The following is a 19,238-nucleotide window of genomic DNA, read 5'->3' on the forward strand; positions in this document are numbered from 1 at the left end:
TCGCAGCCACCACGGGAGGCCGTCATGGCCGAGATCCGAGTCAGCCTGAGCGTCGAGATGGATGACCTGCGCGACCCCGAGAGGGTGCTCGACGCCACCATGGGGGGAGCCGGTGGCGATCCTGAAGGGCGGGACGGTGGTGGTCTATCTGGTCCCGGCGAAACGGCCCCTGGAGGACCTGGGGCACCGCTACGCGACCATGGAGGAGTTGCAGGCGCACGTGCGCGAGAGCCGGGAGCAGGTGCAGCCGGTCCTCGACTGGCTGCGCGACAAGTGAGCGTCGGGCCTTCGGGAGGGGGGCCGGTGACGGCGTGGCGTGGGGAGGCGGTCCGACGGTGACACGCCCAGCGGAACGGTCGCCAGTGGGGTGGAACCCCACCCTACGAGGTGGGGGATGCTGGACGCCGTGTCGCCCTGAATTGCGCTCCGCTCCGGGGGCCGTCAATATGTCGGACGGGCAAGAAGAAACGAGGCGGGGCGTGCGGATGATCGGGCGGCGATTCGGGCTGGGCGTGGCGCTGGGCGCGCTGGTGGTGCTGGGAAGCTGCGGCGGCCGGGTGTCGGGCGACATCGGCCGCGCCTGCATGGCCGGCGGGCGCGACGCGGCGAGCGCGCGGCTCTGCTCCTGCGTGCAGGGGGTGGCGAACCAGTCGCTTTCGGGGTCGGACCAGAAGAGGGCGGCGCAGTTCTTCACCGAACCCGACGCCGCGCAGCAGGTCCGCACCTCGGACCGCCCTGGGGACGAGGCCTTCTGGGAGCGCTACCGCGCCTTCGCCGACCGCGCCGCCGCCATCTGCGGCTGAGCGGGGCGCCCCCGGAGGGACGCCCCGCCGGTCGTCAGGCGCGGACGCGGCGGGCGCGCAGGGCGCCGAGCCCGAGGAGCGCCCCGCCGAGCAGGAGCCCCGCCGCCGGCAGCGGCACCGGCGCGGGGGCGCTGGCGACCGCGAGGCCGGTGAGCGAGCCGTAGGTCGTGCCCAGGGACCCGAGGAAGTTCAGGTCGGCCCGCCCGCCCGCGCCGGGCAGCAGGAAGCTGTAGAGCGATTGCGCTCCGCCGAGGCTCAGGAGCGCGTAGGCGGTGTTGTCGCCCTCAGCCAGCGACAGGATATCGAGGCCGCCCACCGCCGAGAAGTCCAGCGCCGTGCCGTCGAGGAAGAGCCGGCTGACGGTGGTCAGCGTGCCCGCGTTGTTGCCGAGGAGCGCCAGAGAATCCGTTCCGCTGTCCAGCACATACTGGACGTTGGCCGAGGCGTTGGGGACGGCGTTGGTGTAGGCGTTGGCGAAGACGGAGGGGTTCGCGCCCTCGTTGGGGTCGCCCGCGACATAGAACAGGTCGGTGGCCTGGGTCAGCGTGGCCGGCACCGCCTTGGGGTCGAAGACGAAGTTGTCGTCGTTGGTCGTCACCAGCCGCGCCGCGTCGATGACGTTGTTGAAGTCGAAGCCCGCGCCCGCGCCCTCGTTGATCCCCGGCCCGATCGCCTGCTCGGTGGCGACGCCGGTCGCCGGGTCCACGAGGTAGTAGCCGTTCGTCGCGCTGCTGTAGCCGTAAAGGCCGCCGGTGCTGGGCCGGGCGGTCAGCTCGCTCAGCGCAAGGTCGAGGCCGTCCGCCGTGGACAGGGCGATGCCGGACAGGCTCGTCGGGTCGGCGAGGTCGCCGATGGTGACCAGCGTGGCCCCGTTGTCGCCCAGCGCGTAGCCGAGGCCGGTGGTGGCGGCGCCGGCGGCTCCGGCCAGCCCGAGGCTGGCCAGGGTGACGCTGGCGGCGATCAGTCGTGACGGCATGGTGAACTCCCTGTTGCGGGCGAGAACGGCTCGCTCCGCTGGGAGTTACGTATTAGGAAACAAAGAGTTTCCCGAATAGCGACACGTCCGCGTGAGGACCGTCCAGGTTGTCAGTTGCCGTGGGACTCCATCGGCTCGGCGTGGCCGTGGCCGTGGCCGCCCTGAGCGGGGGCGTCGCCGGTTAGGCGGTCGAGGTCCACGGGAACGCGGAAGGTCATGTCGCCCGTGCGCTCGAAGGTGAGCGTGACCTCGATCACGTCGCCGTCGGCGAAGGGCCGGGTCAGGCCCATCAGCATCAGGTGGACGCCGCCGCGTCGCAGCTCCAGCTCGCCGTCGGCGGGGATGGGCAGGCCGCCCTCGACGGGGGTCATCCGCATGACGCCGTCCTCCTCGCGGCTCTCGTGGAGCTCCACCCGCTCGGCGGCGGGGGAGGAGGCGCCGAGCAGGCGGTCGCCCGCGTCGCCGTGGTTGTGGATCATCATGTAGGCCGAGCCGGTGGTCGCCTGCGGCGTGGTGGCCAAGGCATAGGGGTCGTGGATGCCGATGTCGCCGGCCAGGGCCGGCGCGGCTGGCAGGAGAAGCGCGAGGAGCGCGGCGTGGAGGTGGTGGCGCATGGGCGGGTCCCTTGTCGGTCGTGACGCGGCCCCGGCCCTAGCACGGTGCCGGGCCGGGTGCCATGCGGCAGGCTGGCCCCGTCCCGCCCTCTCGAATTGGCCCAACCACGCATGGCCCGCCGCCGGCCCTCGGCGCGGTGCCTCCGGCGTCACGCGGGCGGCGGGGCGGGCCAGCGCGGCGCGGCGCGCAGCGCGTCGAGCGCCGGGCCCACCGCCGCGGGCGGCAGGATGACCAGCAGCCCCGGCGCGGAGGGCCGCAGGCGCAGCGGGCCGCCCCGCGCCGCGTTGGAGGTGCCGATCCGCCGGAGCGGCCCGAGGAGGAGGTGGTCGGTGGGCCAGAGCAGCCCCTCGGAGGCGACGCGCAGGTCCGTCAGCGGGAAGAGCGAGACGAGCGTGCCGGCGGGCAGGTCGAGCCGCAGCTCGGGCGGGGCGTGGAAGGCCAGCGTCTCGGGGCCGAGGAGGAGGCAGGGGCGGTCGACGCGAAGGCAAAGGCTGTGGAGCGCCGCCAGTTCGTGGTCGATCCGCCCGCCCGCGAAGCCGAGCGCGAGGAGGGCAGGCGCGTCGATGCGGGTCAGCGCCTTGTCGAAATCGGTGGTTTCCTGCTCGTCGATGCGGTGGAGGACGGCGGCGAAGGCGCCGGCCGCCTCGGGCGAGAGGCTGTCCATGTCGCCGATCACCGCCGCCGGGGTCAGGCCCAGCGCCAGGGCGGTGTCGGCCCCGCCATCGGCGGCGACGAGGGTGGGGGCGAGGCGGAGGGCCTCGACCAGTTGGGCGGAGGAGGCGGGGGCCCCACCCAGCAGGGTCACCGGAGCCGGGGAACGGACGATGGCCCTCATTGCCGGGGATTGTGCGGCGGGCGGCGGCGCTGCCCGAAAAGGGCCATGAAAGGGCCTTGCGCTTTCCCTGAAGCGGCAAGGTTCCGGGAAGGAATGGGTGCTAGGACCGGAGTCATGAGCGGCGATGGGACAGCGAGCGGCGGAATGGGCACGTCCAACGGGGATCTCCGGATCGAGATTGGGGACCTGACCTGCACCTTGGAGGGATTCGACGACCCGGTCGAGGCGATGGCCGCGATTTCCAGCTATCTGCGCGCGCTGGAGGAGCGGGAGGCCGGCGGCGCCCCCGTCGAGGTCGGCGCGTTGCGGCGCATCCTGGAGCTGGCGCGGAGCGTGCGCGTGGCCGAGGCCGCGCCGCCCGGATCGGCCGCCGCCCCGGCGGGCAACCCGGCCGCGCGGCCCCCGGGCGACCGGACCACCCTCTCCGGCGCTCGGACGGACCAGCCGCGCGACGAGGGGTCGGGGACTGGCCCCGACGAGGCCGTGCTGGCGCGCATCCTGTCGGAGGCGGACCGCCACCTCGCCGCCCCCGAGGCGCGGCGCCGCCGCGAGGCGCTGGCCCGGCTCAAGGCGGCCTTCGCCAGCCTGGGGCGGCGCGCGGCCCCGGACCCGGCTCGGGCCGTCGCCCCCCCGCCCGAGGGCGGCTGGGCCGAGCCCTTCCGCGACGACCTGCGCGAGGCGGTGGGCCGCGCGCCCGGCCCGCCCGAGCGGCGCTGAGGGTCAAGTGGATCGAGGTAGGTGGACGTGATCCGGCCCGCTGCCGTCACACCGACCCGCGTCTCCCTGCAGGGCCAGCGCTCCAAAGCGACCCTGCCGAGTTCGGCCCTCGCCCGATTTCGGACATAGAGCGGACAAGGGACCGCAGTCCTTTTACGGGCCAGGAGCCGACGAGCGGCGCTGGATCAGCCTCGCAGCCGCTCGTCTAAAAAGGAGGCCGAATCGCTATGCCGCCGGCCGGACTGGATCCATGGCTTGGATCGGGATCCCGCCGGATCAGACAACCTTTGTCGTCTTCCAGTTGCTCTCTGTGGCTTTGTACCCCAGCGGGAACGGCGGCCGGACACTGAGACAAGCGCTCTCGGACGCGAAGTAGATGTCGTCACCGGCCCGCGACAGGCGGCTGAGACCAGCGACGTCGTGCATCGGCCTAGAGATGGGATGGGCTTCACCGCCCAGCAACTCCTCGAGGACGTTGTTGAACCGGGTCGGGCCGAAGGTTCTCTCGATGGTGATGTTGTCCTTCGGCATGGCAGAGAAATCCAAAGCGGCGGTTTGCGAGTGCAGCAGTCTGATGAACGGGTTGTGCGGGAATGACACGAAGAAGCCGTTCAACACCCAAGGGCGATACGATCGCAAGTAGAGCAGGGTCGATCCGCTTCTGACAACATGGGAGATGGTCCGAGCGAACTGCCGCAGCGGCCAACAATCGATGTCGACGTAGATGACCGGGAGCCTTGACGCATAGGCAATTCGGAAGATGTCGGACTCCATCGCATAATGGAAGGCACCATCGAAGCAGGCGAGATATTCCTGCGCGTGCGTTTCGATCCACTCGCGAGCAGACGCCTTGTCGAATAGCTTCTGGCGACCGAGATTTTGGCTTTGGACCAGATAAGCCAGACGGTTGAACACCATCTGGACATCCTCGGGAGGCATGCCTTGGCTCCAATACTGGATGATGTCGATATCCAGGCCAATGCACTCATCGTCGATGACGTGCTCTTCCTGACGTTCGAAGAGGCACTGCATCCAAGCTTCGTGCAGCGAAGGGCATCGCTTTTTGAGCAGATCACCTTGCTGATGATACCAGATGAATTTCTTGAAGTACTCCCGGTCCGGCTTGGTGGCCTCTGCATGTGCAAACGCTTCCGCTTCGTCCAGCGAGCCGCGCGCAACAAGGCTCATCCACCTGAATTGAGCATTCTTCGCGTCGTCTTGGCCCATGCCGGCGAATTTATTGCAGCAGGCGATGACGCTATCGGGCTCTCCCAGAAGATGCGCAAGATTACGACTTTGGGCTAGAAGCTTTGGATTTCGATCACCCGCCTTATTCAGAACATCTAGGCCTCGGACGACGTGATCGTTCGCGATCAGAGTCAGCGCGACCAGCCGGATTTCGGAGGGCTCGACAAGCATGTCGAGGTCGCTGACCTTGATGTACTCAAGAGCCCCTGCGAAATCCGATTGATTGAAAGCTTCTTTGACGCGCGAATCAAGTATCTTTCTCATATCTTCATGCCTACTGCCCGTGATGTCCAGTTTTCCGGTCGAGGATGGAAGGTCAAGCATTTGCCGCGCCGCGACCGACGGCACTGCGGCATAAGTGCGCTTGAGTGCACGAGTGGGTCAATGGCATCCTCGGGGTCGCGGAGGCGGCCATGGCGGAACTGACCTGCAGGCGGCACGCCCCGTCCGCAGAGTGCATCGCTTGAGTGCCGCTCCTCATCGAGGCCTGTGCGCGAAGGTTCGACGGGCCGAAAGCGAGCATATCGGCGCGGTCCTTCCGCTCCAGCGATCCGGATAACGGGTCAGGGCTCGTGCCGTTCGTCAGGCGGCGTGGTCGGCGCGGGGATCTTTGAGTGGGGCGGCGTCGCCGGGCGGGCGGGGTCCTCGCGGCCGACGCCTCGGAACACCGCCTTGAAGGGCAGCGCCCAGGCGATGCCGAGGGCGACGTAGATGAGCAGCTCCAGCCAGAAGGGTGGGCGGTCGAAGAGGTTGATGACCGTGACCGCCACGACGACGTAGGCCGGCAGCCCCACCAGCAGGATCACCAGGGACCAGATCCGCCGCGCGCGGTAGCTCAGGGCCATGGGATCAGTCCGCGAAGGGGTCGGTGACGAGGATGGTGTCGTCGCGCTCGGGGCTCGTGGAGACGAGGGCGACGGGGCACTGGATCAGCTCCTCGATGCGGCGGACGTACTTGATCGCCTGCGCGGGGAGGTCGGCCCAGGAGCGCGCGCCGGCGGTGGAGGCGTTCCAGCCCTCGATGGTTTCATAGATGGGCTTGCAGCGCGCCTGCGCGTCCGATGCGGTGGGGAGGTGGTCGAGACGCTCGCCGTCGAGGTCGTAGGCCACGCAGATCTTCAGCTCGGGCAGGCCGTCGAGCACGTCCATCTTGGTCAGTGCGATGCCGTTCACGCCCGAGAGCGCGCAGGTCTGGCGCACCAGCACCGCGTCGAACCAGCCGCAGCGGCGGTTGCGGCCGGTGACGGTGCCCTTCTCGTGGCCGACGGTTCTCAGGTGCTCTCCGATCTCGTCGTGCAGTTCCGCCGCGAAGGGGCCTTCGCCGACGCGGGTCGTGTAGGCCTTGACGATGCCCAGGACGAAGCCGGTGGCGGAGGGGCCGAGGCCGGTGCCCGTCGCCGCCTGCCCGGCCAGCGTGGTCGAGGAGGTGACGTAGGGGTAGGTGCCGAAGTCCACGTCGAGGAGCGAGCCCTGCGCGCCCTCGAAGAGGATGCGCTTGCCGGCGCGGCGGGCCTCGTTCAGCACCTTCCAGACCGGGGCGGCGTAGGGGCGGATCAGGGGCGCCACCGCGTCGAGCCGGGCGCGCAGGTCCCGGGCGTCCACCTCGGGGAGCCCGAGGCCGCGGCGGAGCGCGTTGTGGTGGGTGAGCAGCCGCTCGATCCGGGTGGACAGCGTGGCGGGGTCGAAGAGGTCGGCGACGCGGACGGCGCGGCGGCCGACCTTGTCCTCGTAGGCGGGGCCGATGCCGCGCCCGGTGGTGCCGATCTTGGCGACGGCGGTGGAGCTTTCGCGGGCGCGGTCGAGCTCGCCGTGCAGCGGCAGGATGAGGGGAGCGTTCTCGGCGATCAGGAGGTTGTCGGGGGTGATCGTCACCCCCTGCCCTTCCAGCCGCGCGATCTCCTCCAGGAGCGCCCAGGGGTCGAGGACCACGCCGTTGCCGATGACCGACAGCTTGCCGCGCACGATCCCCGAGGGAAGGAGCGACAGCTTGTAGACCTGGTTGCCGATGACCAGGGTGTGGCCGGCGTTGTGGCCGCCCTGGAAGCGGGCGATGATATCGGCGCGCTCCGACAGCCAGTCGACGATCTTGCCCTTTCCTTCGTCGCCCCACTGAGCGCCGACGACGACGACGTTGGCCATGGCCTGGTCCTTCCCTTCAAACCCCGCTCCCTATAGCGACGGGACCGGCGGGGGGGAAGCGGGGGCGGGACGCGGGTGGGATTCCACTCCACCCTGCGACCGCTCGGCTTGGCGGCACCGGGGATGGTGGGGTGGAACCCCACCCTACGCCCGGACCGGACAGGGCGGCGCGGGTGGAACGGGCGCTTGCGTATTTGGGCCAAGTTGAAGGCAAGCGAACGGCGGGGCCGGCGGCGGTCCCGCCCCGCCGGGAGCCGGTCAGCCGGCGAGCCGCCGGACGAGGCAGTGGGTCGGGCCGCGCAGGAGCGCCGCCGGCGCGAAGGCGAGCGGCCCGCCCTCGGCCTCCCGCGCGATGGCGGCCAGTGTCGCGGGACCGGTGTCGCGGCGCCGGGTCCACCCGCGCCCTTGCGGCGGGGCGCGGCTGCCTTTAGAAGCGCCGCGTTCCGCCCCTTGGGAAAAGCGTCCATGGAAACCGTCGCCCTCGTGATCCTCCTGATCCTCGCCGTCGCGCTGATCGGGGTGGTGCTGCTCCAGCGCTCCGAGGGGGGCGGGCTCGGCATGGGCGGGGGCGGCGTGATGACCGGCCGCGCGGCGGCGACGGCGCTGGGCCGGGCCACCTGGATCATCGGCGGGGCTTTCATGGCGATGTCGGTGGTGCTGACCATCCTCGCGGCGGAACGCTCGGCCGGGTCGTCGGTGGTGGACCAGATCAACGCTCGCGGGTCCGCCGCGACGGAGGACGAGGACGCCGCGCCCGCCCTGCCCGGCGGCCTGGGCGGCGGCGACCTCCTGCCACCCCCGGCGGGCGGCGCGGCGACGGATGCGCCGCTGGTGCCCTCGGGCGACTGACAGGCTGAAGGGTTCGGGCCTGTTGCGCGGGCGGGGCGCTTCGGGCTAAGGGGAAATCCCGTGGCGGCGCGTGCCCAGGCGCGCTGGTCCGTATTCCATTTGCCGATTCCACGGGGGTTCGCATGGCGCGCTACATTTTTATCACCGGCGGCGTGGTCTCCTCGCTCGGCAAGGGGTTGGCCTCGGCGGCGCTGGGGGCGCTGCTCCAGGCGCGCGGCTACACGGTTCGGCTGCGCAAGCTCGACCCCTACCTGAACGTCGATCCCGGCACGATGAGCCCGTTCGAGCACGGGGAGGTCTTCGTCACCGACGACGGCGCGGAGACGGACCTCGACCTCGGCCACTACGAGCGGTTCACCGGCGTCGCGGCGCGGCGGACGGATTCGGTGTCCTCGGGTCGGATCTATTCGACGGTGCTGGAGAAGGAGCGGCGGGGCGACTACTTGGGCAAGACGATCCAGGTGATCCCGCACGTCACCAACGAGATCAAGGACTTCCTGGCCGTGGGCGAGGACGAGGTCGATTTCATGCTGTGCGAGATCGGCGGCACGGTCGGCGACATCGAGGGGCTGCCGTTCTTCGAGGCGATCCGGCAGTTCACCCACGAGCGCCCGCGCGGGCAGTGCATCCTGATGCACCTGACGCTGCTGCCCTACCTCGCCGCGTCCGGGGAGCTGAAGACCAAGCCCACGCAGCACAGCGTCAAGGAGCTGCAGAGCATCGGCCTCGCGCCCGACGTGCTGGTGTGCCGGAGCGAGCATCCGATCCCCGAGCGGGAGCGGGAGAAGATCGCGCTGTTCTGCAACGTGCGGAAGGAGGCGGTGATCGCCGCCTACGACCTGAAGTCGATCTATCAGGCGCCGCTGGCCTACCACAAGGAAGGCCTGGACCAAGCGGTGCTGGACGCCTTCGGCATCTCGCCCGCGCCCAAGCCGAACCTGAGCCGCTGGACCGACGTCATGGACCGGATGGAGAACCCCGAGGGCGAGGTGAAGGTCGCCGTCGTGGGGAAATACACGCAGCTGGAGGACGCGTACAAGAGCATCGCCGAGGCGCTGACCCACGGCGGGATGGCGAACCGGGTGCGGGTGAAGGCGGAGTGGGTGTCGAGCGAGCTTTTCGAGCGCGAGGACCCGGCGCCGTATCTGGAGGACTTCGACGCGATCCTCGTGCCCGGCGGCTTCGGGGAGCGGGGGACGGAAGGGATGATCGCGGCGGCGCGGTTCGCGCGCGAGCACAAGGTCCCGTATATGGGCATCTGCCTGGGGATGCAGCTCGCGGTCATCGAGGCGTCGCGGAACGTGGCCAAGGTGGAGGATGCGGGCTCCGAGGAGTTCGACCACGAGGCGGGGCGGAAGCGGTTCACGCCGGTCGTCTATCACCTGCGCGAGTGGGTGCAGGGCAACCATGTCGTCGAGCGCAAGGTGACGGACGACAAGGGCGGGACGATGCGGCTCGGGGCCTACACGGCGCACCTGACGCCGGGGTCGCTGGTGTCGGACGTGTATGGCGCGACGCGCATCGAGGAGCGGCACCGGCACCGCTACGAGGTGGACACGGCGTTCCGGGAGAAGCTGGAGGACGTGGGGCTCTGCTTCTCGGGCATGAGCCCGGACGGGCGGCTGCCGGAGATCGTGGAATGGAAGGACCATCCCTGGTTCATCGGCGTGCAGTTCCACCCGGAGCTGAAGTCCAAGCCCTTCGAGCCGCATCCGTTGTTCGCGGGGTTCGTGAAGGCGGCGGTGGAGGCGGCGCGGCTGGTGTGAGGCGGCCCGGCGGCGAATGGTGCGTGCCCCAGGGCCTGCGGCCCCGGAACCACGCACCTTACGGAAGGGTTTCGGGCAGCGCCGTAGGTCGGGCTTCACCTCGCAAGCGCGGGAGGTGGCGGGCTGAAGCCCGCCCTACGCATCACTGGAGCCCGACATCCCCGGCGCGGCCCGACCAAAGGCCGGGTGCAACGCCGACCCTCCCGCGCTAGGCTGGTCCCGAACGGCTCCGAGAGGCCGCAAGGGAGGAACCCGCCGATGCCCGCATTCCTGATCGCCCAGGTCAAGGTGACCGACTCCGCCTGGGTCCCCGACTACGCCGCGAAGGTCCACGACCTCGCGGCCCGGCACGGCGGGCGCTACCTGTCCCGCAGCGGCAACATCCGTGTGCTGGAGGGCGCGGACCCGGACGCGACGCTGATCGCGCTGATCCAGTTCCCGAGCGTCGAGGCGGCCGAGGCCTTCGCGGCCGATCCCGACTACGCCCCCTTTGCCGAGGCGCGGCAGGCGGGGAGCGACAGCCGCTTCGTGGTCATCGACGACACCGACCTCGCGGGGGCGATCCCGTATCTGCCGAAGGGGGGCTGACAGGGAGGAGCCGTAGGGTGCGCTTCAGCGCACCATCGTCAGGACGTAATCCATGAAGGTGCGCTGAAGCGCACCCTACCCCGGTGGAAGGCGGCGGCCGAACGGCCCGCCCGCTTCAGAACCGCACGGTGAACCGCCGCGTCACGAGGAGGCTCGCGGAATACTGGTCGTCCTCGGCGGTGATCGGGCTGGAGGCCGCGTCGCCCACGAGGCGCTCGTAGCGGACCTCGCCCGTCAGGCCCCAGGCGCCGGCGAGGCGGTAGCTCGCGGAGGCCCGGACGCCCGAGGTCAGCAGCCCCCCCGAGGCGTCGTAGGCCGCGAGCCCGCTCGCCGCCGACTCGGCATCCGAGACGCCGAAATAGGTCGCGGCGTAGTCGTCGGTGCCAAGGAGCAGGCGCGGCCCGGCCCGTAGGGTCAGCCGGTCGGTCGGGCGGGAGATCAGGTCCATGCCGACCTCGCCCACCCAGGATTCATGGCCGGTGACGCCGTAGCGCGCGACGGCCAGCACCTCCCACCACGACCGGGCGTAGGAAACGCCGCCGCCGATCTCGATGGCGCCGTCGATGTCGTCGAGGCCCTCCAGCTCCTCGTAGTCGTCGCCCGACCGCTCGTGGACGTAGCGGAAGGAGCCCCGGAAATCCCACCCCTCGGCTGTGGCATAGGGGTCCTCGCGGCCGAAGGACCGGCTGCCGAAGCGGAGGAATCCGGCGGAGAAGGTGAAGTCGGGGCCGGGCTCGGCCTCGTCGGAGCCGAAGTAGCCGGGGGTCGCGGCGATCCCCGCGCCGAGCGTGAAGGCGAGGCGCGGGCCGGTGGCGTCGGGGGTTTGGGCGAGCGCGGGCAGCGGCAGGAGCGCGAGGAGGGCGACGGCGGGGCGGATCATGCGGCGGGTCCTTCGGGGTCCGGGTTCACCGCCGAGATAGGCCGGGCCGGAGGGGCGTCCAACAGACGGATGGAAGCGAGGCGGGCCGATGCGGCGCGGCGGCCACGGAGCGCGGGCGGGCCATCAGGTCGATGGAGAAGCTGTCGGCTGCGGGCGAGACGTGCGTATTTGGGCCAAGTTGATGAGCCATGCCTTTCAACTTGGCCCAAATACGCCTGCGACGACGGACAGGGGCGATCCCGGTCGGGCCGGTCGCCCTGTCCCTCAGCCGTCCGCCCGTATGCGCGCGTTCTGCGGGTCGTAGGGGCTGTCCTCGGTCACGACCGCATCGAACAGTTCTCGGAACATCCGCACCTTGAGCCGCGTACCCGGCACGGCCAGCTCGGGCCGGACGTAGCCCATGCCGATGCTGCGCCCGAAGGCCACCGAGTAGCCGCCCGAGGTGAGGCGGCCCGCCTTGGTCCCATCCTCGGCATACAGCGCCTCGCGGCCCCAAGGATCGGCGTCGGCCGGGCCGTCGATCAGCACGGTCACGCACTTGGACCGCACCCCCAGCGCCTGCATCGCGGCTTTGCCCCGGAAGTCCTTGGTCATGTCCACGAAGCGGGGGAGGTCCGCCTCCAAGGGCGTCGCGTCGCGGCCCAGTTCGTTGCCGAAGGCGCGGTAGCTCTTTTCCTGCCGGAGCCAGTTCTGGGCGCGGGCGCCGACCAGCGACAGGCCATGCGCCTCCCCGGCCTTCATCAGGAGGTCGAAGAGGTGGTTCTGCATCTCGATCGGGTGGTGCAGCTCCCAGCCGAGCTCGCCGGTGTAGGCCACGCGGATCGCCTGCACCGGGACCATGCCCAGCTCGATCCGGCGCGAGGACAGCCAGGGGAAGCGCCTGTTCGAGAGCGCGGTGGCAGGGTCGGCGTCCTTGATGACGCTGTTGAGGAGCGCGCGGGAGTTGGGACCCGCGAGGGCGAAGACGCCCCATTGGGTCGTGACGTCCTGCACCTCGATGCGGCCGAAGGTCGGCTCCATGTCCTCGACCGACTTGCGGAGGAAGTCGCCGTCGTAGTCGGCCCAGGCCCCGGCGCTCACCAGATAGTAGTCGTCCTCGGCGAGGCGCACGATGGTGTATTCGGTGCGCGTGGTGCCCGCGTCGGTCAGCGCGTAGGTCAGGTTGATGCGGCCCACCTTGGGCAGCCTGTTCGTCGTGAACCAGTCGAGGAAGGCCGTGGCCCCCGGCCCCTTGACGCGATGCTTGGCGAAGGCGGTGGCGTCGATCAGGCCGACCCGCTCGCGGATCGCCTTGGCCTCATCGACCGCATACTGCCACCAGCCGCCGCGCCGGAAGCTGCGGGTGTCGTGGTCGAAGCCCTCGGGCGCGTCCAGCGGGCCGAAATAGATCGGCCGCTCCCAACCGTTCACTTGCCCGAACTGGGCCCCCCGCGCCTTCTGCCGGTCGTAGGCGGGCGAGGTGCGCAGGGGGCGGCAGGCGGGCCGCTCCTCGTCGGGGTGGTGGAGGATGAAGACGTGCTCGTAGGCTTCCTCGTTCTTGCGGGCGGCGTATTCGGTGGTCATCCAGCCGCCGAACCGCTTGGGGTCGAGCGAGGCCATGTCGATCTCGGCCTCCCCGTCCACCATCATCTGGGCGAGGTAGTGCCCCGTCCCCCCGGCGGCGGTGATGCCGAAGGAGAATCCCTCGGCGAGCCACATGTTGCGCAGGCCCGGCGCGGGGCCGACCAGCGGGTTGCCGTCGGGCGTGTAGCAGATCGGGCCGTTGTAGTCGTCCTTGAGGCCCACCGTCTCGGAGGACGGGATGCGGTGGATCATCGACATGTATTCCGTCTCGATCCGGTCGAGGTCGAGCGGGAAGAGGTCGGCGCGGAAGCCCTCGGGCACGCCGTATTCGAAGCGCGCGGGGGCGTTGCGCTCGTAGGGGCCGAGGATCCAGCCGCCGCGCTCCTCGCGGACGTACCACTTGGCGTCGGCGTCGCGCAGGACGGGGTGCTGCGGGTTGGTCGAGCGCCACTGGACGAGGGCGGGGTCCTGCTCGGTGACGATATACTGGTGCTCGACCGGGATCGCGGGGATGCGGAGGCCCAGGAGCCGCGCCGTGCGCTGGGCGTGGTTGCCGGTGGCGGTGACGACGTGCTCGGCGCGGATCACCTCGCGGTCGTCGGTCGCGACCAGGTTGCCGCCCCGGTCCTCCATGCGCGTCACGGTCACCTGCCAGTGGTCACCGGCCCAGTGATAGCCGTCCACCTGCCACTTGCGCTCGATGGTGACGCCGCGCTGGCGGGCGCCCTTGGCCATCGCCATCGTCACGTCGGCGGGGTTGATGTAGCCGTCCTGCGGGTGGAACAGCGCGCCCTTCAGGTCCTCGGTCCGCACCAGCGGCCAGCGGTCGGCGATCTGCGCCGGCGTCAGGAACTCGTGCTCCACGTTCGCCGTCTCGGCGGTGGTGGAGTAGAGCCTGTACTCGTCCATCCGCGCGTCGGTTTGGGCCATGCGGAGGTTGCCCACGACGAAGAAGCCGGCATCGAGGCCGGTCTCGGCTTCCAGCGACTTGTAGAAGTCCACGGAATACTTGTGGATGTGGGTGGTGGCGTAACCCATGTTGAAGAGCGGCAGGAGACCGGCGGCGTGCCAGGTCGATCCCGCCGTCAGTTCGTCGCGCTCCAGCAGCATCGTGTCCCAGCCGCGCTTAGCGAGATGATAGGCGATGCCGGCCCCCACCGCCCCGCCCCCTACCACGAGAGCCTTCACCTCGGTCTTGAGCGTCGCCATGGCCGTCTGTCCCCTGTCCGTTCGCGGAAAGCACCATGGCGCAAGCGGCCGGCGCGCGCGAGAGGGGGGCGACCCCTTGGCGCGCGAAACCGACGCGGATTTGATCCGTCAACGGTTTCTTAGGGATTCCAGGGAAGGATGGCCGTCGTCACCGCACCCACCCGTCCCCAAGGAGGCCCCGAGTCATGCCGCTGTCCCGCCCCGCCGCCATCCTGGCGCTCCTCCTCGCGCCCGCGCCCCTCCTGGCCGAGGGGGCGGCGCATGACGGCGCGCACTGGAGCTACGAGGGCGAGACCGGGCCCGAGGCCTGGGCCTCGCTCGATCCCGCCAACGCGGCCTGCGCGACCGGCACGCAGCAATCCCCCATCGACCTCGCCGGCGCCATCAAGGGCGAGGTGGGCGCGCTCCGCCGCGACTGGGCGCCGGGGGCGAGCTGGGTGGCCGTCAACAACGGCCACACGATCCAGTTCAACCTCGCCGAGGGGAGCGAGGGGGGCGGGCTGGAGATCGGCAACCGGCGCTACGAGTTGGCGCAGTTCCACTTCCACCACCCGTCCGAGCACGCGGTGGACGCCGCCCACAGCGACATGGAGGTGCATTTCGTCCACAAGGCCGAGGATGGGGCGTTGGCGGTGATCGGGGTGATGCTGACGGGCGGCGGCGGGCCGGGGCTGCTCGACGCGCTGTTCCAGGTCGCCCCCGCCGTGGAGGGCGAGGCCCCGGCGGGCGCCGCCGACCCGTCGAGCCTCCTGCCGACGGAGGGGGGATTTTACCGCTACGAAGGCTCGCTGACGACGCCGCCCTGCACGGAGTCGGTGACGTGGACGGTGATGACGCAGCCGGTGGCGGTGTCCGATCAGGTGGTCGCGGCCTTCGCGACGGTGTTTCCCAACGACGCCCGGCCGATCCAGCCGCTGAACCGGCGGTATCTGCTGCTGAACTAGGGCCGGCCTTGCCGCCTCCGTTCCGCGCTCCTAAGACAAAGGCGCGAGGGGGGGGACGCCATGGAGACCTGCGAGACCGTCGCCGCGATGCGGACGCTCCGCCGAGGCTGGGCGGGCCATGGGACGGGCCAAGCCTCGGGGCGCGTGGCGCTGGTGCCGACCATGGGCGCGCTCCATGCCGGGCACATGGCGCTGGTGGCGGAGGCGCGGCGGCGGGCTGACCGGGTGGTGGCCTCGATCTTCGTGAACCCGACGCAGTTCGGCGATCCCAGGGACTTGGAAACCTATCCCCGCACGCTGGACGCCGACCGGGCGATGCTGGAGGAGGCCGGCGTGGACGCGCTGTTCCTGCCCCCGGTCGCCGAGATGTATCCGGAAGGCGACGAGACGGTAGTGGAGACGGTGCGGCTGTCGGGCCTCTTCCACGGCGCGGTGCGGCCCGGCCATTTCCGGGGTGTGGCGACGGTGGTCTGCAAGCTCCTCAACATCGTGCAGCCGGATGTCGCGCTGTTCGGGGAGAAGGACTACCAGCAGCTCGCGGTCATCCGGCGGATGGTGCGCGACCTGCACCTGCCCGTCGAGATCGTCGGCGTGCCGACGCTGCGCGAGGCGGACGGCCTCGCCATGTCGTCGCGCAACGTGCGGCTGGACCCCGAGGCGCGGGAGGCGGCGCTCGTGCTGTCCCGCGCGCTCGACCGCGCCGAGGCGCTGGCGGCGGAGGGCGCGACGGTGGAGCGCATGGCCGAGGCGATCCGCGCCACGGTCGCGGAGGAGCCGCGCGCGACGCTGAAGGGTCTCGACATCGTGGACGCCGAGCGGTTCACGCCCGTCGTGCGCCACCTGACCCGCCGCGCGGGCATCATGCTTTCGGCCGAGGTCGGGGGCGTGCTGCTGATCGACCAGCGCGAGGTCGGGCCGGAGGGGCCGCGATGACCGCGCGGCCTGTCCTTGCCTTCCCCTGTGTCCCGGCCCGCCGTGGCGAGGTCTATCGTCGTCTCCCCATCGGCCGGCGCGAGGTCGGATGCGGGGGAGGCGCAAGGACCGCCGCTCCCATCCGCCCAGCCGCCGGTCCGCCACGGCGCGCGGGCGCCCTGCCGACCCTCCCGCGCGAGACCCAGCCCCAGGAGCCCCGATGAGCACCCAAGCCCCCGTCCGCCGCATCACGGTGCCGCAGATCCGCGCCCGCAAGGGCGGCGAGCCCATCGTCTCGCTGACCAGCTACCACGCCCATACGGCGGCCATCGTGGACCGCTACGCCGACTTCATCCTGGTGGGCGACAGCCTCGGCATGGTGATGCACGGGATGGAGTCGACGGTGGGCGTGCCGCTCGACCTCATGGTGATGCACGGGCGGGCGGTGGTGCGCGGCACGAAACGGGCGCTGGTGGTCGTGGACATGCCCTTCGGCACCTACGAGGAAAGCCCGGCCATGGCCTTCCGCAACGCCGCGCACATCATGAAGGAAACCCAGTGCGGGGCCGTGAAGCTGGAGGGCGGCGCCCGCATGGGCGAGACGATCCGCTTCCTGACGGAGCGGGGCATCCCCGTCATGGCGCATATCGGGCTGACGCCGCAGTCGAGCCACGTCATGGGCGGGTTCAAGACGCAGGGGCGGGACGAGGAGACCTGGCCCCTTCACGAGGAGGACGCCCGCGTCGTGGCCGAGGCCGGGGCCTTCGCCGTGGTGCTGGAGGGGATGGTGGAGCCTCTCGCCGCCCGCATCACCGGGCAGGTGGCGATCCCGACCATCGGCATCGGCGCCTCGGCGGCCTGCGACGGGCAGATCCTGGTGCTGGAGGACATGCTGGGGCTCAACCCCAACCGGCCGCCGAAGTTCGTCAAGGTCTATGGCCAGCTCGGGGCGATGATCGAGGAGGCCGTGAAGGCCTACGCCGAGGAGGTGCGCTCCCGCGCCTTCCCCGGCGAGGATCAGGTCTATCGGTGACGAAGGCCCCCCGCGACGGGGGGCCCCGCCAGCGTCAGACCGGCCCGATCAAACGGGGGGGCGGCCCCGCACGGCGCGCGCGATCATCGCGACCACGAACAGCGCGATGAACACGAAGAAGATGATCTGCGCGATCCCGGCCGAGGCGGAGGCGATGCCCCCGAAGCCGAAGAGCGCGGCGATCAGGGCGATGACGAGGAAGGTGACGGCCCATCCGAGCATTGGGTTCTCCTTTCGGAAACAGGCATTTGCCCATTCAACGCCGCGTCGCGGGCAAGGTTCCGCCGATGTTCGCGGGCTGTTCACAGGCCCGAGGGTTGGGGCTAGGCTGACCCCCGGACCAGCGAGGAAGACCGCATGACCGCCACAGCCCGCACCGTCGTCATCCGCCAGCATGGCGGCCCCGAGGTGATGATGCTGGAGGACCGCCCGCTGGGCGAGCCCGGCCCCGGCGAGGTCCGCATCCGCCACCACGCGGTCGGGCTCAACTTCATCGACGTGTATCAGCGGTCGGGGCTCTACGCGATGCCGCTGCCGGCCGCCCTGGGACAGGAGGGGGCGGGGATCGTCGAGGCGGTGGGCGAGGGCGTCACGCACCTGAAGGCCGGCGACCGCGCGGCCTATGGCGGCGGGCCGTCCGGCGCCTATGCCGAGGCGCGGGTGATGCCCGCCGGGGCCGTGGTGCCTCTGCCCGAGGGGATCGCCTTCGAGGACGCGGCGGCGATCATGCTCAAGGGCCTGACGGTGCAGTTCCTGTTCCGCCGCACGGTGCCGATCGCGTCGGGCGACACCGTGCTGCTGCACGCCGCCGCCGGGGGCGTGGGGCTGCTGGCCTGCCAATGGGCGCGGTCCGAAGGCATCCGCGTCATCGCCGTGGCGGGTGGCCCCGAGAAATGCGCGCGGGCGCTGGAGCATGGGGCCATCCACGCCATCGACACGCGGGCCGTGCCCGACATCGCCGCCGAGGTGCGGCGGCTGACGGGCGGGCGCGGCGTGGACGTGGTGATGGACGGCGTGGGGCGCGACACCTTCGAGGCCTCGCTCGACAGCCTGCGGCCGCTCGGCATGATGATCTCGTTCGGGAACGCCAGCGGCAAGGTGCCGCCGGTGGACCTGATGGCGCTGGCGTCGCGCGGGTCGCTCAAGATCACGCGGCCGACGCTGTTCACCCACATCGCCGACCCGGAGGCCTGCCGGGCGATGGCGGCGGACCTGTTCGGCAAGGTGGTGGCGGGCGAGGTGACGGCCCAGGTGGGGCAGCGGTTCCGGCTGGACGAGGTGGCCGAGGCGCACCGCGCGCTGGAGGCGCGGGAAACGACCGGATCGACGGTGCTGATCCCCTGAGGCGCGCGGCCGGTCAGGGCAGCGCGCGGTCCAGGTGCGTGTAGCCCCCGTCGGGAAAGATCCACTGGCCCGTGGTGTGGCCGGCCCGCGCCGAGAGCAGGAAGGCCACGCTGTCCGCGATCTCGCGCGGGGTGGTCATGCGGTGGCCGAGCGGGATGCGGTCGGCGATGCGCGCCTCCTCGGCGCGGGGGTCCGGCTGGGCGTCGAGAAGGCGGCGGTAGAGAGGCGTCATCACCTCGGCCGGGACCACGGCGTTGACGCGGATGCCGAAGGGCGCGAGGTCGGCGGCCCATTCGCGGGTGAGGCCGAGTTGCGCGGCCTTGGCGGCCACGTAGGCCGAGGTGCCCCCCTGCCCCGTGACGGCCGTCTTGGAACTGACGTTGACCACCGCGCCTCGTGCCGCCTTGAGGTCGGGGAGCAGCAGGTGGAGCAGCGTGTAGTAGTGCACGAGGTTGGCGTCGAGGCTGCGGCGGAAGGCGGCCGGCCCTTCGGCGAGGCCCACGCGGTCGTTCGCGCCGGCGTTGTTCACCAGCCCGTCCACGCGGCCCCAGCGGGCGCGGACCTCCTCGGCGGCGCGGGCGCAGTCCTCGTCGCGGGACAGGTCGGCGCGGACCCAGCCCGAGCGGGCGCTGCGGGCGGCGAGCCGGGCGAGGAAGGCGTCCTCGGGCGGGCGGCGGGCGAGGATGACGGGGACGGCCCCTTCGTCGGCCAGCACCTCGGACACCGCCGCGCCGATGCCCGACGCGCCGCCCGTGACCACCACCACCTTGTCGCGAAGCTCCAGGTCCATGCCGTTCCCCTTCCCTGCCGGGACAGG

20 protein-coding genes are annotated in these 19,238 nt (G+C 71.0%); 10 read left to right on the forward strand and 10 right to left on the reverse strand.

Annotated elements, in window-relative coordinates; translation table 11 throughout:
• The first annotated feature begins 112 nt into the window (after positions 1-112).
• Positions 113-277: a hypothetical protein gene (locus J2Z33_RS08015; protein ID WP_209839687.1), complete on the forward strand. Its 165-nt coding sequence runs from the start codon at positions 113-115 to the stop codon at positions 275-277.
• Between the two features lie 208 nt (positions 278-485).
• Complete coding sequence (locus J2Z33_RS08020) at positions 486-803, forward strand: arginine transporter (RefSeq protein ID WP_209839861.1); 318 nt, start codon at positions 486-488, stop codon at positions 801-803.
• Between the two features lie 34 nt (positions 804-837).
• Here J2Z33_RS08020 and J2Z33_RS08025 read toward each other — a convergent pair whose 3' ends face one another.
• The 3 genes from J2Z33_RS08025 to J2Z33_RS08035 all read right to left on the reverse strand — a co-directional run bounded on the left by J2Z33_RS08025 (position 838) and on the right by J2Z33_RS08035 (position 3,229).
• On the reverse strand, positions 838-1,779 hold the full coding sequence (locus tag J2Z33_RS08025) for a DUF4394 domain-containing protein (protein WP_209839689.1): 942 nt from the start codon (positions 1,777-1,779) through the stop codon (positions 838-840).
• A gap of 110 nt (positions 1,780-1,889) precedes the next feature.
• A complete protein-coding gene (locus tag J2Z33_RS08030; protein ID WP_209839691.1) occupies positions 1,890-2,393 on the reverse strand; it encodes a copper chaperone PCu(A)C in 504 nt (167 codons plus the stop codon).
• Between the two features lie 149 nt (positions 2,394-2,542).
• Positions 2,543-3,229 carry a thiamine diphosphokinase gene (locus J2Z33_RS08035; protein WP_209839693.1) on the reverse strand — a complete coding sequence of 229 codons (687 nt, stop codon included), beginning with the start codon at positions 3,227-3,229 and terminating at the stop codon, positions 2,543-2,545.
• Between the two features lie 144 nt (positions 3,230-3,373).
• Here J2Z33_RS08035 and J2Z33_RS08040 point away from each other — a divergent pair, with 144 nt between their 5' ends.
• A complete protein-coding gene (locus J2Z33_RS08040) occupies positions 3,374-3,946 on the forward strand; it encodes a hypothetical protein (protein WP_209839695.1) in 573 nt (190 codons plus the stop codon).
• Between the two features lie 276 nt (positions 3,947-4,222).
• On the opposite strand, the gene J2Z33_RS08045 is transcribed toward J2Z33_RS08040, so the two are convergent.
• The 3 genes from J2Z33_RS08045 to J2Z33_RS08055 form a co-directional block, all read right to left on the reverse strand.
• Positions 4,223-5,518 (reverse strand): glycosyltransferase family 32 protein, encoded by a 1,296-nt coding sequence (locus tag J2Z33_RS08045; protein ID WP_209839696.1) that lies wholly within the window; start codon positions 5,516-5,518, stop codon positions 4,223-4,225.
• 239 nt (positions 5,519-5,757) lie between these two features.
• Complete coding sequence (locus tag J2Z33_RS08050) at positions 5,758-6,039, reverse strand: DUF2842 domain-containing protein (protein ID WP_209839698.1); 282 nt, start codon at positions 6,037-6,039, stop codon at positions 5,758-5,760.
• A 4-nt stretch (positions 6,040-6,043) separates the two neighbouring features.
• The gene (locus J2Z33_RS08055) at positions 6,044-7,333 is read right to left on the reverse strand and encodes an adenylosuccinate synthase (protein WP_209839700.1); all 1,290 of its coding nucleotides are present in this window, start codon (positions 7,331-7,333) and stop codon (positions 6,044-6,046) included.
• A gap of 465 nt (positions 7,334-7,798) precedes the next feature.
• On the opposite strand from J2Z33_RS08055, the gene secG reads away from it, so the two are divergent.
• The 3 genes from secG (at position 7,799) to J2Z33_RS08070 (ending at position 10,536) form a co-directional block, all read left to right on the forward strand.
• Positions 7,799-8,182, forward strand: a complete 384-nt coding sequence (secG, locus tag J2Z33_RS08060; protein ID WP_209839702.1) for a preprotein translocase subunit SecG — start codon at positions 7,799-7,801, stop codon at positions 8,180-8,182.
• Positions 8,183-8,304: 122 nt separating this feature from the next.
• The gene (locus J2Z33_RS08065; protein ID WP_209839704.1) at positions 8,305-9,948 is read left to right on the forward strand and encodes a CTP synthase; all 1,644 of its coding nucleotides are present in this window, start codon (positions 8,305-8,307) and stop codon (positions 9,946-9,948) included.
• 258 nt (positions 9,949-10,206) lie between these two features.
• Positions 10,207-10,536, forward strand: coding sequence for a DUF1330 domain-containing protein (locus J2Z33_RS08070; RefSeq protein WP_209839706.1), 330 nt, complete (start codon positions 10,207-10,209; stop codon positions 10,534-10,536).
• Positions 10,537-10,651: 115 nt separating this feature from the next.
• On the opposite strand, the gene J2Z33_RS08075 is transcribed toward J2Z33_RS08070, so the two are convergent.
• Together J2Z33_RS08075 and J2Z33_RS08080 are read right to left on the reverse strand one after the other, a co-directional pair.
• The gene (locus J2Z33_RS08075) at positions 10,652-11,416 is read right to left on the reverse strand and encodes a MipA/OmpV family protein (RefSeq protein WP_209839708.1); all 765 of its coding nucleotides are present in this window, start codon (positions 11,414-11,416) and stop codon (positions 10,652-10,654) included.
• Between the two features lie 264 nt (positions 11,417-11,680).
• On the reverse strand, positions 11,681-14,188 hold the full coding sequence (locus J2Z33_RS08080; protein ID WP_209839710.1) for a GcvT family protein: 2,508 nt from the start codon (positions 14,186-14,188) through the stop codon (positions 11,681-11,683).
• A gap of 185 nt (positions 14,189-14,373) precedes the next feature.
• Between J2Z33_RS08080 and J2Z33_RS08085 the strand changes: the two genes are divergently transcribed.
• From J2Z33_RS08085 to panB, 3 genes are all read left to right on the forward strand, one after another.
• Positions 14,374-15,132, forward strand: coding sequence for a carbonic anhydrase (locus tag J2Z33_RS08085; protein ID WP_209839712.1), 759 nt, complete (start codon positions 14,374-14,376; stop codon positions 15,130-15,132).
• Between the two features lie 60 nt (positions 15,133-15,192).
• Entirely contained in the window at positions 15,193-16,065 is an 873-nt protein-coding gene (gene panC / locus J2Z33_RS08090) for a pantoate--beta-alanine ligase (protein ID WP_209839714.1), read from the forward strand.
• Positions 16,066-16,264: 199 nt separating this feature from the next.
• The gene (gene panB, locus J2Z33_RS08095) at positions 16,265-17,077 is read left to right on the forward strand and encodes a 3-methyl-2-oxobutanoate hydroxymethyltransferase (RefSeq protein WP_209839716.1); all 813 of its coding nucleotides are present in this window, start codon (positions 16,265-16,267) and stop codon (positions 17,075-17,077) included.
• A 48-nt stretch (positions 17,078-17,125) separates the two neighbouring features.
• Here panB and J2Z33_RS08100 read toward each other — a convergent pair whose 3' ends face one another.
• Entirely contained in the window at positions 17,126-17,299 is a 174-nt protein-coding gene (locus tag J2Z33_RS08100) for a DUF1328 domain-containing protein (RefSeq protein ID WP_209839718.1), read from the reverse strand.
• A gap of 135 nt (positions 17,300-17,434) precedes the next feature.
• Here J2Z33_RS08100 and J2Z33_RS08105 point away from each other — a divergent pair, with 135 nt between their 5' ends.
• Positions 17,435-18,421: a quinone oxidoreductase family protein gene (locus J2Z33_RS08105; protein WP_209839720.1), complete on the forward strand. Its 987-nt coding sequence runs from the start codon at positions 17,435-17,437 to the stop codon at positions 18,419-18,421.
• A gap of 13 nt (positions 18,422-18,434) precedes the next feature.
• Here J2Z33_RS08105 and J2Z33_RS08110 read toward each other — a convergent pair whose 3' ends face one another.
• Positions 18,435-19,211, reverse strand: coding sequence for an L-fucose dehydrogenase (locus tag J2Z33_RS08110; RefSeq protein ID WP_209839722.1), 777 nt, complete (start codon positions 19,209-19,211; stop codon positions 18,435-18,437).
• Positions 19,212-19,238 lie beyond the last annotated feature (27 nt).

It is taken from the genome of Rubellimicrobium aerolatum, from assembly GCF_017872975.1.
GTDB lineage: Bacteria > Pseudomonadota > Alphaproteobacteria > Rhodobacterales > Rhodobacteraceae > Rubellimicrobium > Rubellimicrobium aerolatum.

What these genes read in the sequence shown, in the direction of transcription:
- J2Z33_RS08110 (WP_209839722.1), bottom strand. Translation starts at nt 19,211, where the DNA reads ATGGACCTGGAGCTTCGCGACAAGGTGGTGGTGGTCACGGGCGGCGCG.
- J2Z33_RS08065 (WP_209839704.1), top strand. Translation starts at nt 8,305, where the DNA reads ATGGCGCGCTACATTTTTATCACCGGCGGCGTGGTCTCCTCGCTCGGC.
- J2Z33_RS08100 (WP_209839718.1), bottom strand. Translation starts at nt 17,299, where the DNA reads ATGCTCGGATGGGCCGTCACCTTCCTCGTCATCGCCCTGATCGCCGCG.
- J2Z33_RS08055 (WP_209839700.1), bottom strand. Translation starts at nt 7,333, where the DNA reads ATGGCCAACGTCGTCGTCGTCGGCGCTCAGTGGGGCGACGAAGGAAAG.
- J2Z33_RS08080 (WP_209839710.1), bottom strand. Translation starts at nt 14,188, where the DNA reads ATGGCGACGCTCAAGACCGAGGTGAAGGCTCTCGTGGTAGGGGGCGGG.
- J2Z33_RS08070 (WP_209839706.1), top strand. Translation starts at nt 10,207, where the DNA reads ATGCCCGCATTCCTGATCGCCCAGGTCAAGGTGACCGACTCCGCCTGG.
- J2Z33_RS08085 (WP_209839712.1), top strand. Translation starts at nt 14,374, where the DNA reads ATGCCGCTGTCCCGCCCCGCCGCCATCCTGGCGCTCCTCCTCGCGCCC.
- J2Z33_RS08035 (WP_209839693.1), bottom strand. Translation starts at nt 3,229, where the DNA reads ATGAGGGCCATCGTCCGTTCCCCGGCTCCGGTGACCCTGCTGGGTGGG.
- panB (WP_209839716.1), top strand. Translation starts at nt 16,265, where the DNA reads ATGAGCACCCAAGCCCCCGTCCGCCGCATCACGGTGCCGCAGATCCGC.
- J2Z33_RS08030 (WP_209839691.1), bottom strand. Translation starts at nt 2,393, where the DNA reads ATGCGCCACCACCTCCACGCCGCGCTCCTCGCGCTTCTCCTGCCAGCC.
- J2Z33_RS08020 (WP_209839861.1), top strand. Translation starts at nt 486, where the DNA reads ATGATCGGGCGGCGATTCGGGCTGGGCGTGGCGCTGGGCGCGCTGGTG.
- J2Z33_RS08025 (WP_209839689.1), bottom strand. Translation starts at nt 1,779, where the DNA reads ATGCCGTCACGACTGATCGCCGCCAGCGTCACCCTGGCCAGCCTCGGG.
- J2Z33_RS08045 (WP_209839696.1), bottom strand. Translation starts at nt 5,518, where the DNA reads ATGCTTGACCTTCCATCCTCGACCGGAAAACTGGACATCACGGGCAGT.
- J2Z33_RS08050 (WP_209839698.1), bottom strand. Translation starts at nt 6,039, where the DNA reads ATGGCCCTGAGCTACCGCGCGCGGCGGATCTGGTCCCTGGTGATCCTG.
- secG (WP_209839702.1), top strand. Translation starts at nt 7,799, where the DNA reads ATGGAAACCGTCGCCCTCGTGATCCTCCTGATCCTCGCCGTCGCGCTG.
- J2Z33_RS08105 (WP_209839720.1), top strand. Translation starts at nt 17,435, where the DNA reads ATGACCGCCACAGCCCGCACCGTCGTCATCCGCCAGCATGGCGGCCCC.
- panC (WP_209839714.1), top strand. Translation starts at nt 15,193, where the DNA reads ATGGAGACCTGCGAGACCGTCGCCGCGATGCGGACGCTCCGCCGAGGC.
- J2Z33_RS08040 (WP_209839695.1), top strand. Translation starts at nt 3,374, where the DNA reads ATGGGCACGTCCAACGGGGATCTCCGGATCGAGATTGGGGACCTGACC.
- J2Z33_RS08075 (WP_209839708.1), bottom strand. Translation starts at nt 11,416, where the DNA reads ATGATCCGCCCCGCCGTCGCCCTCCTCGCGCTCCTGCCGCTGCCCGCG.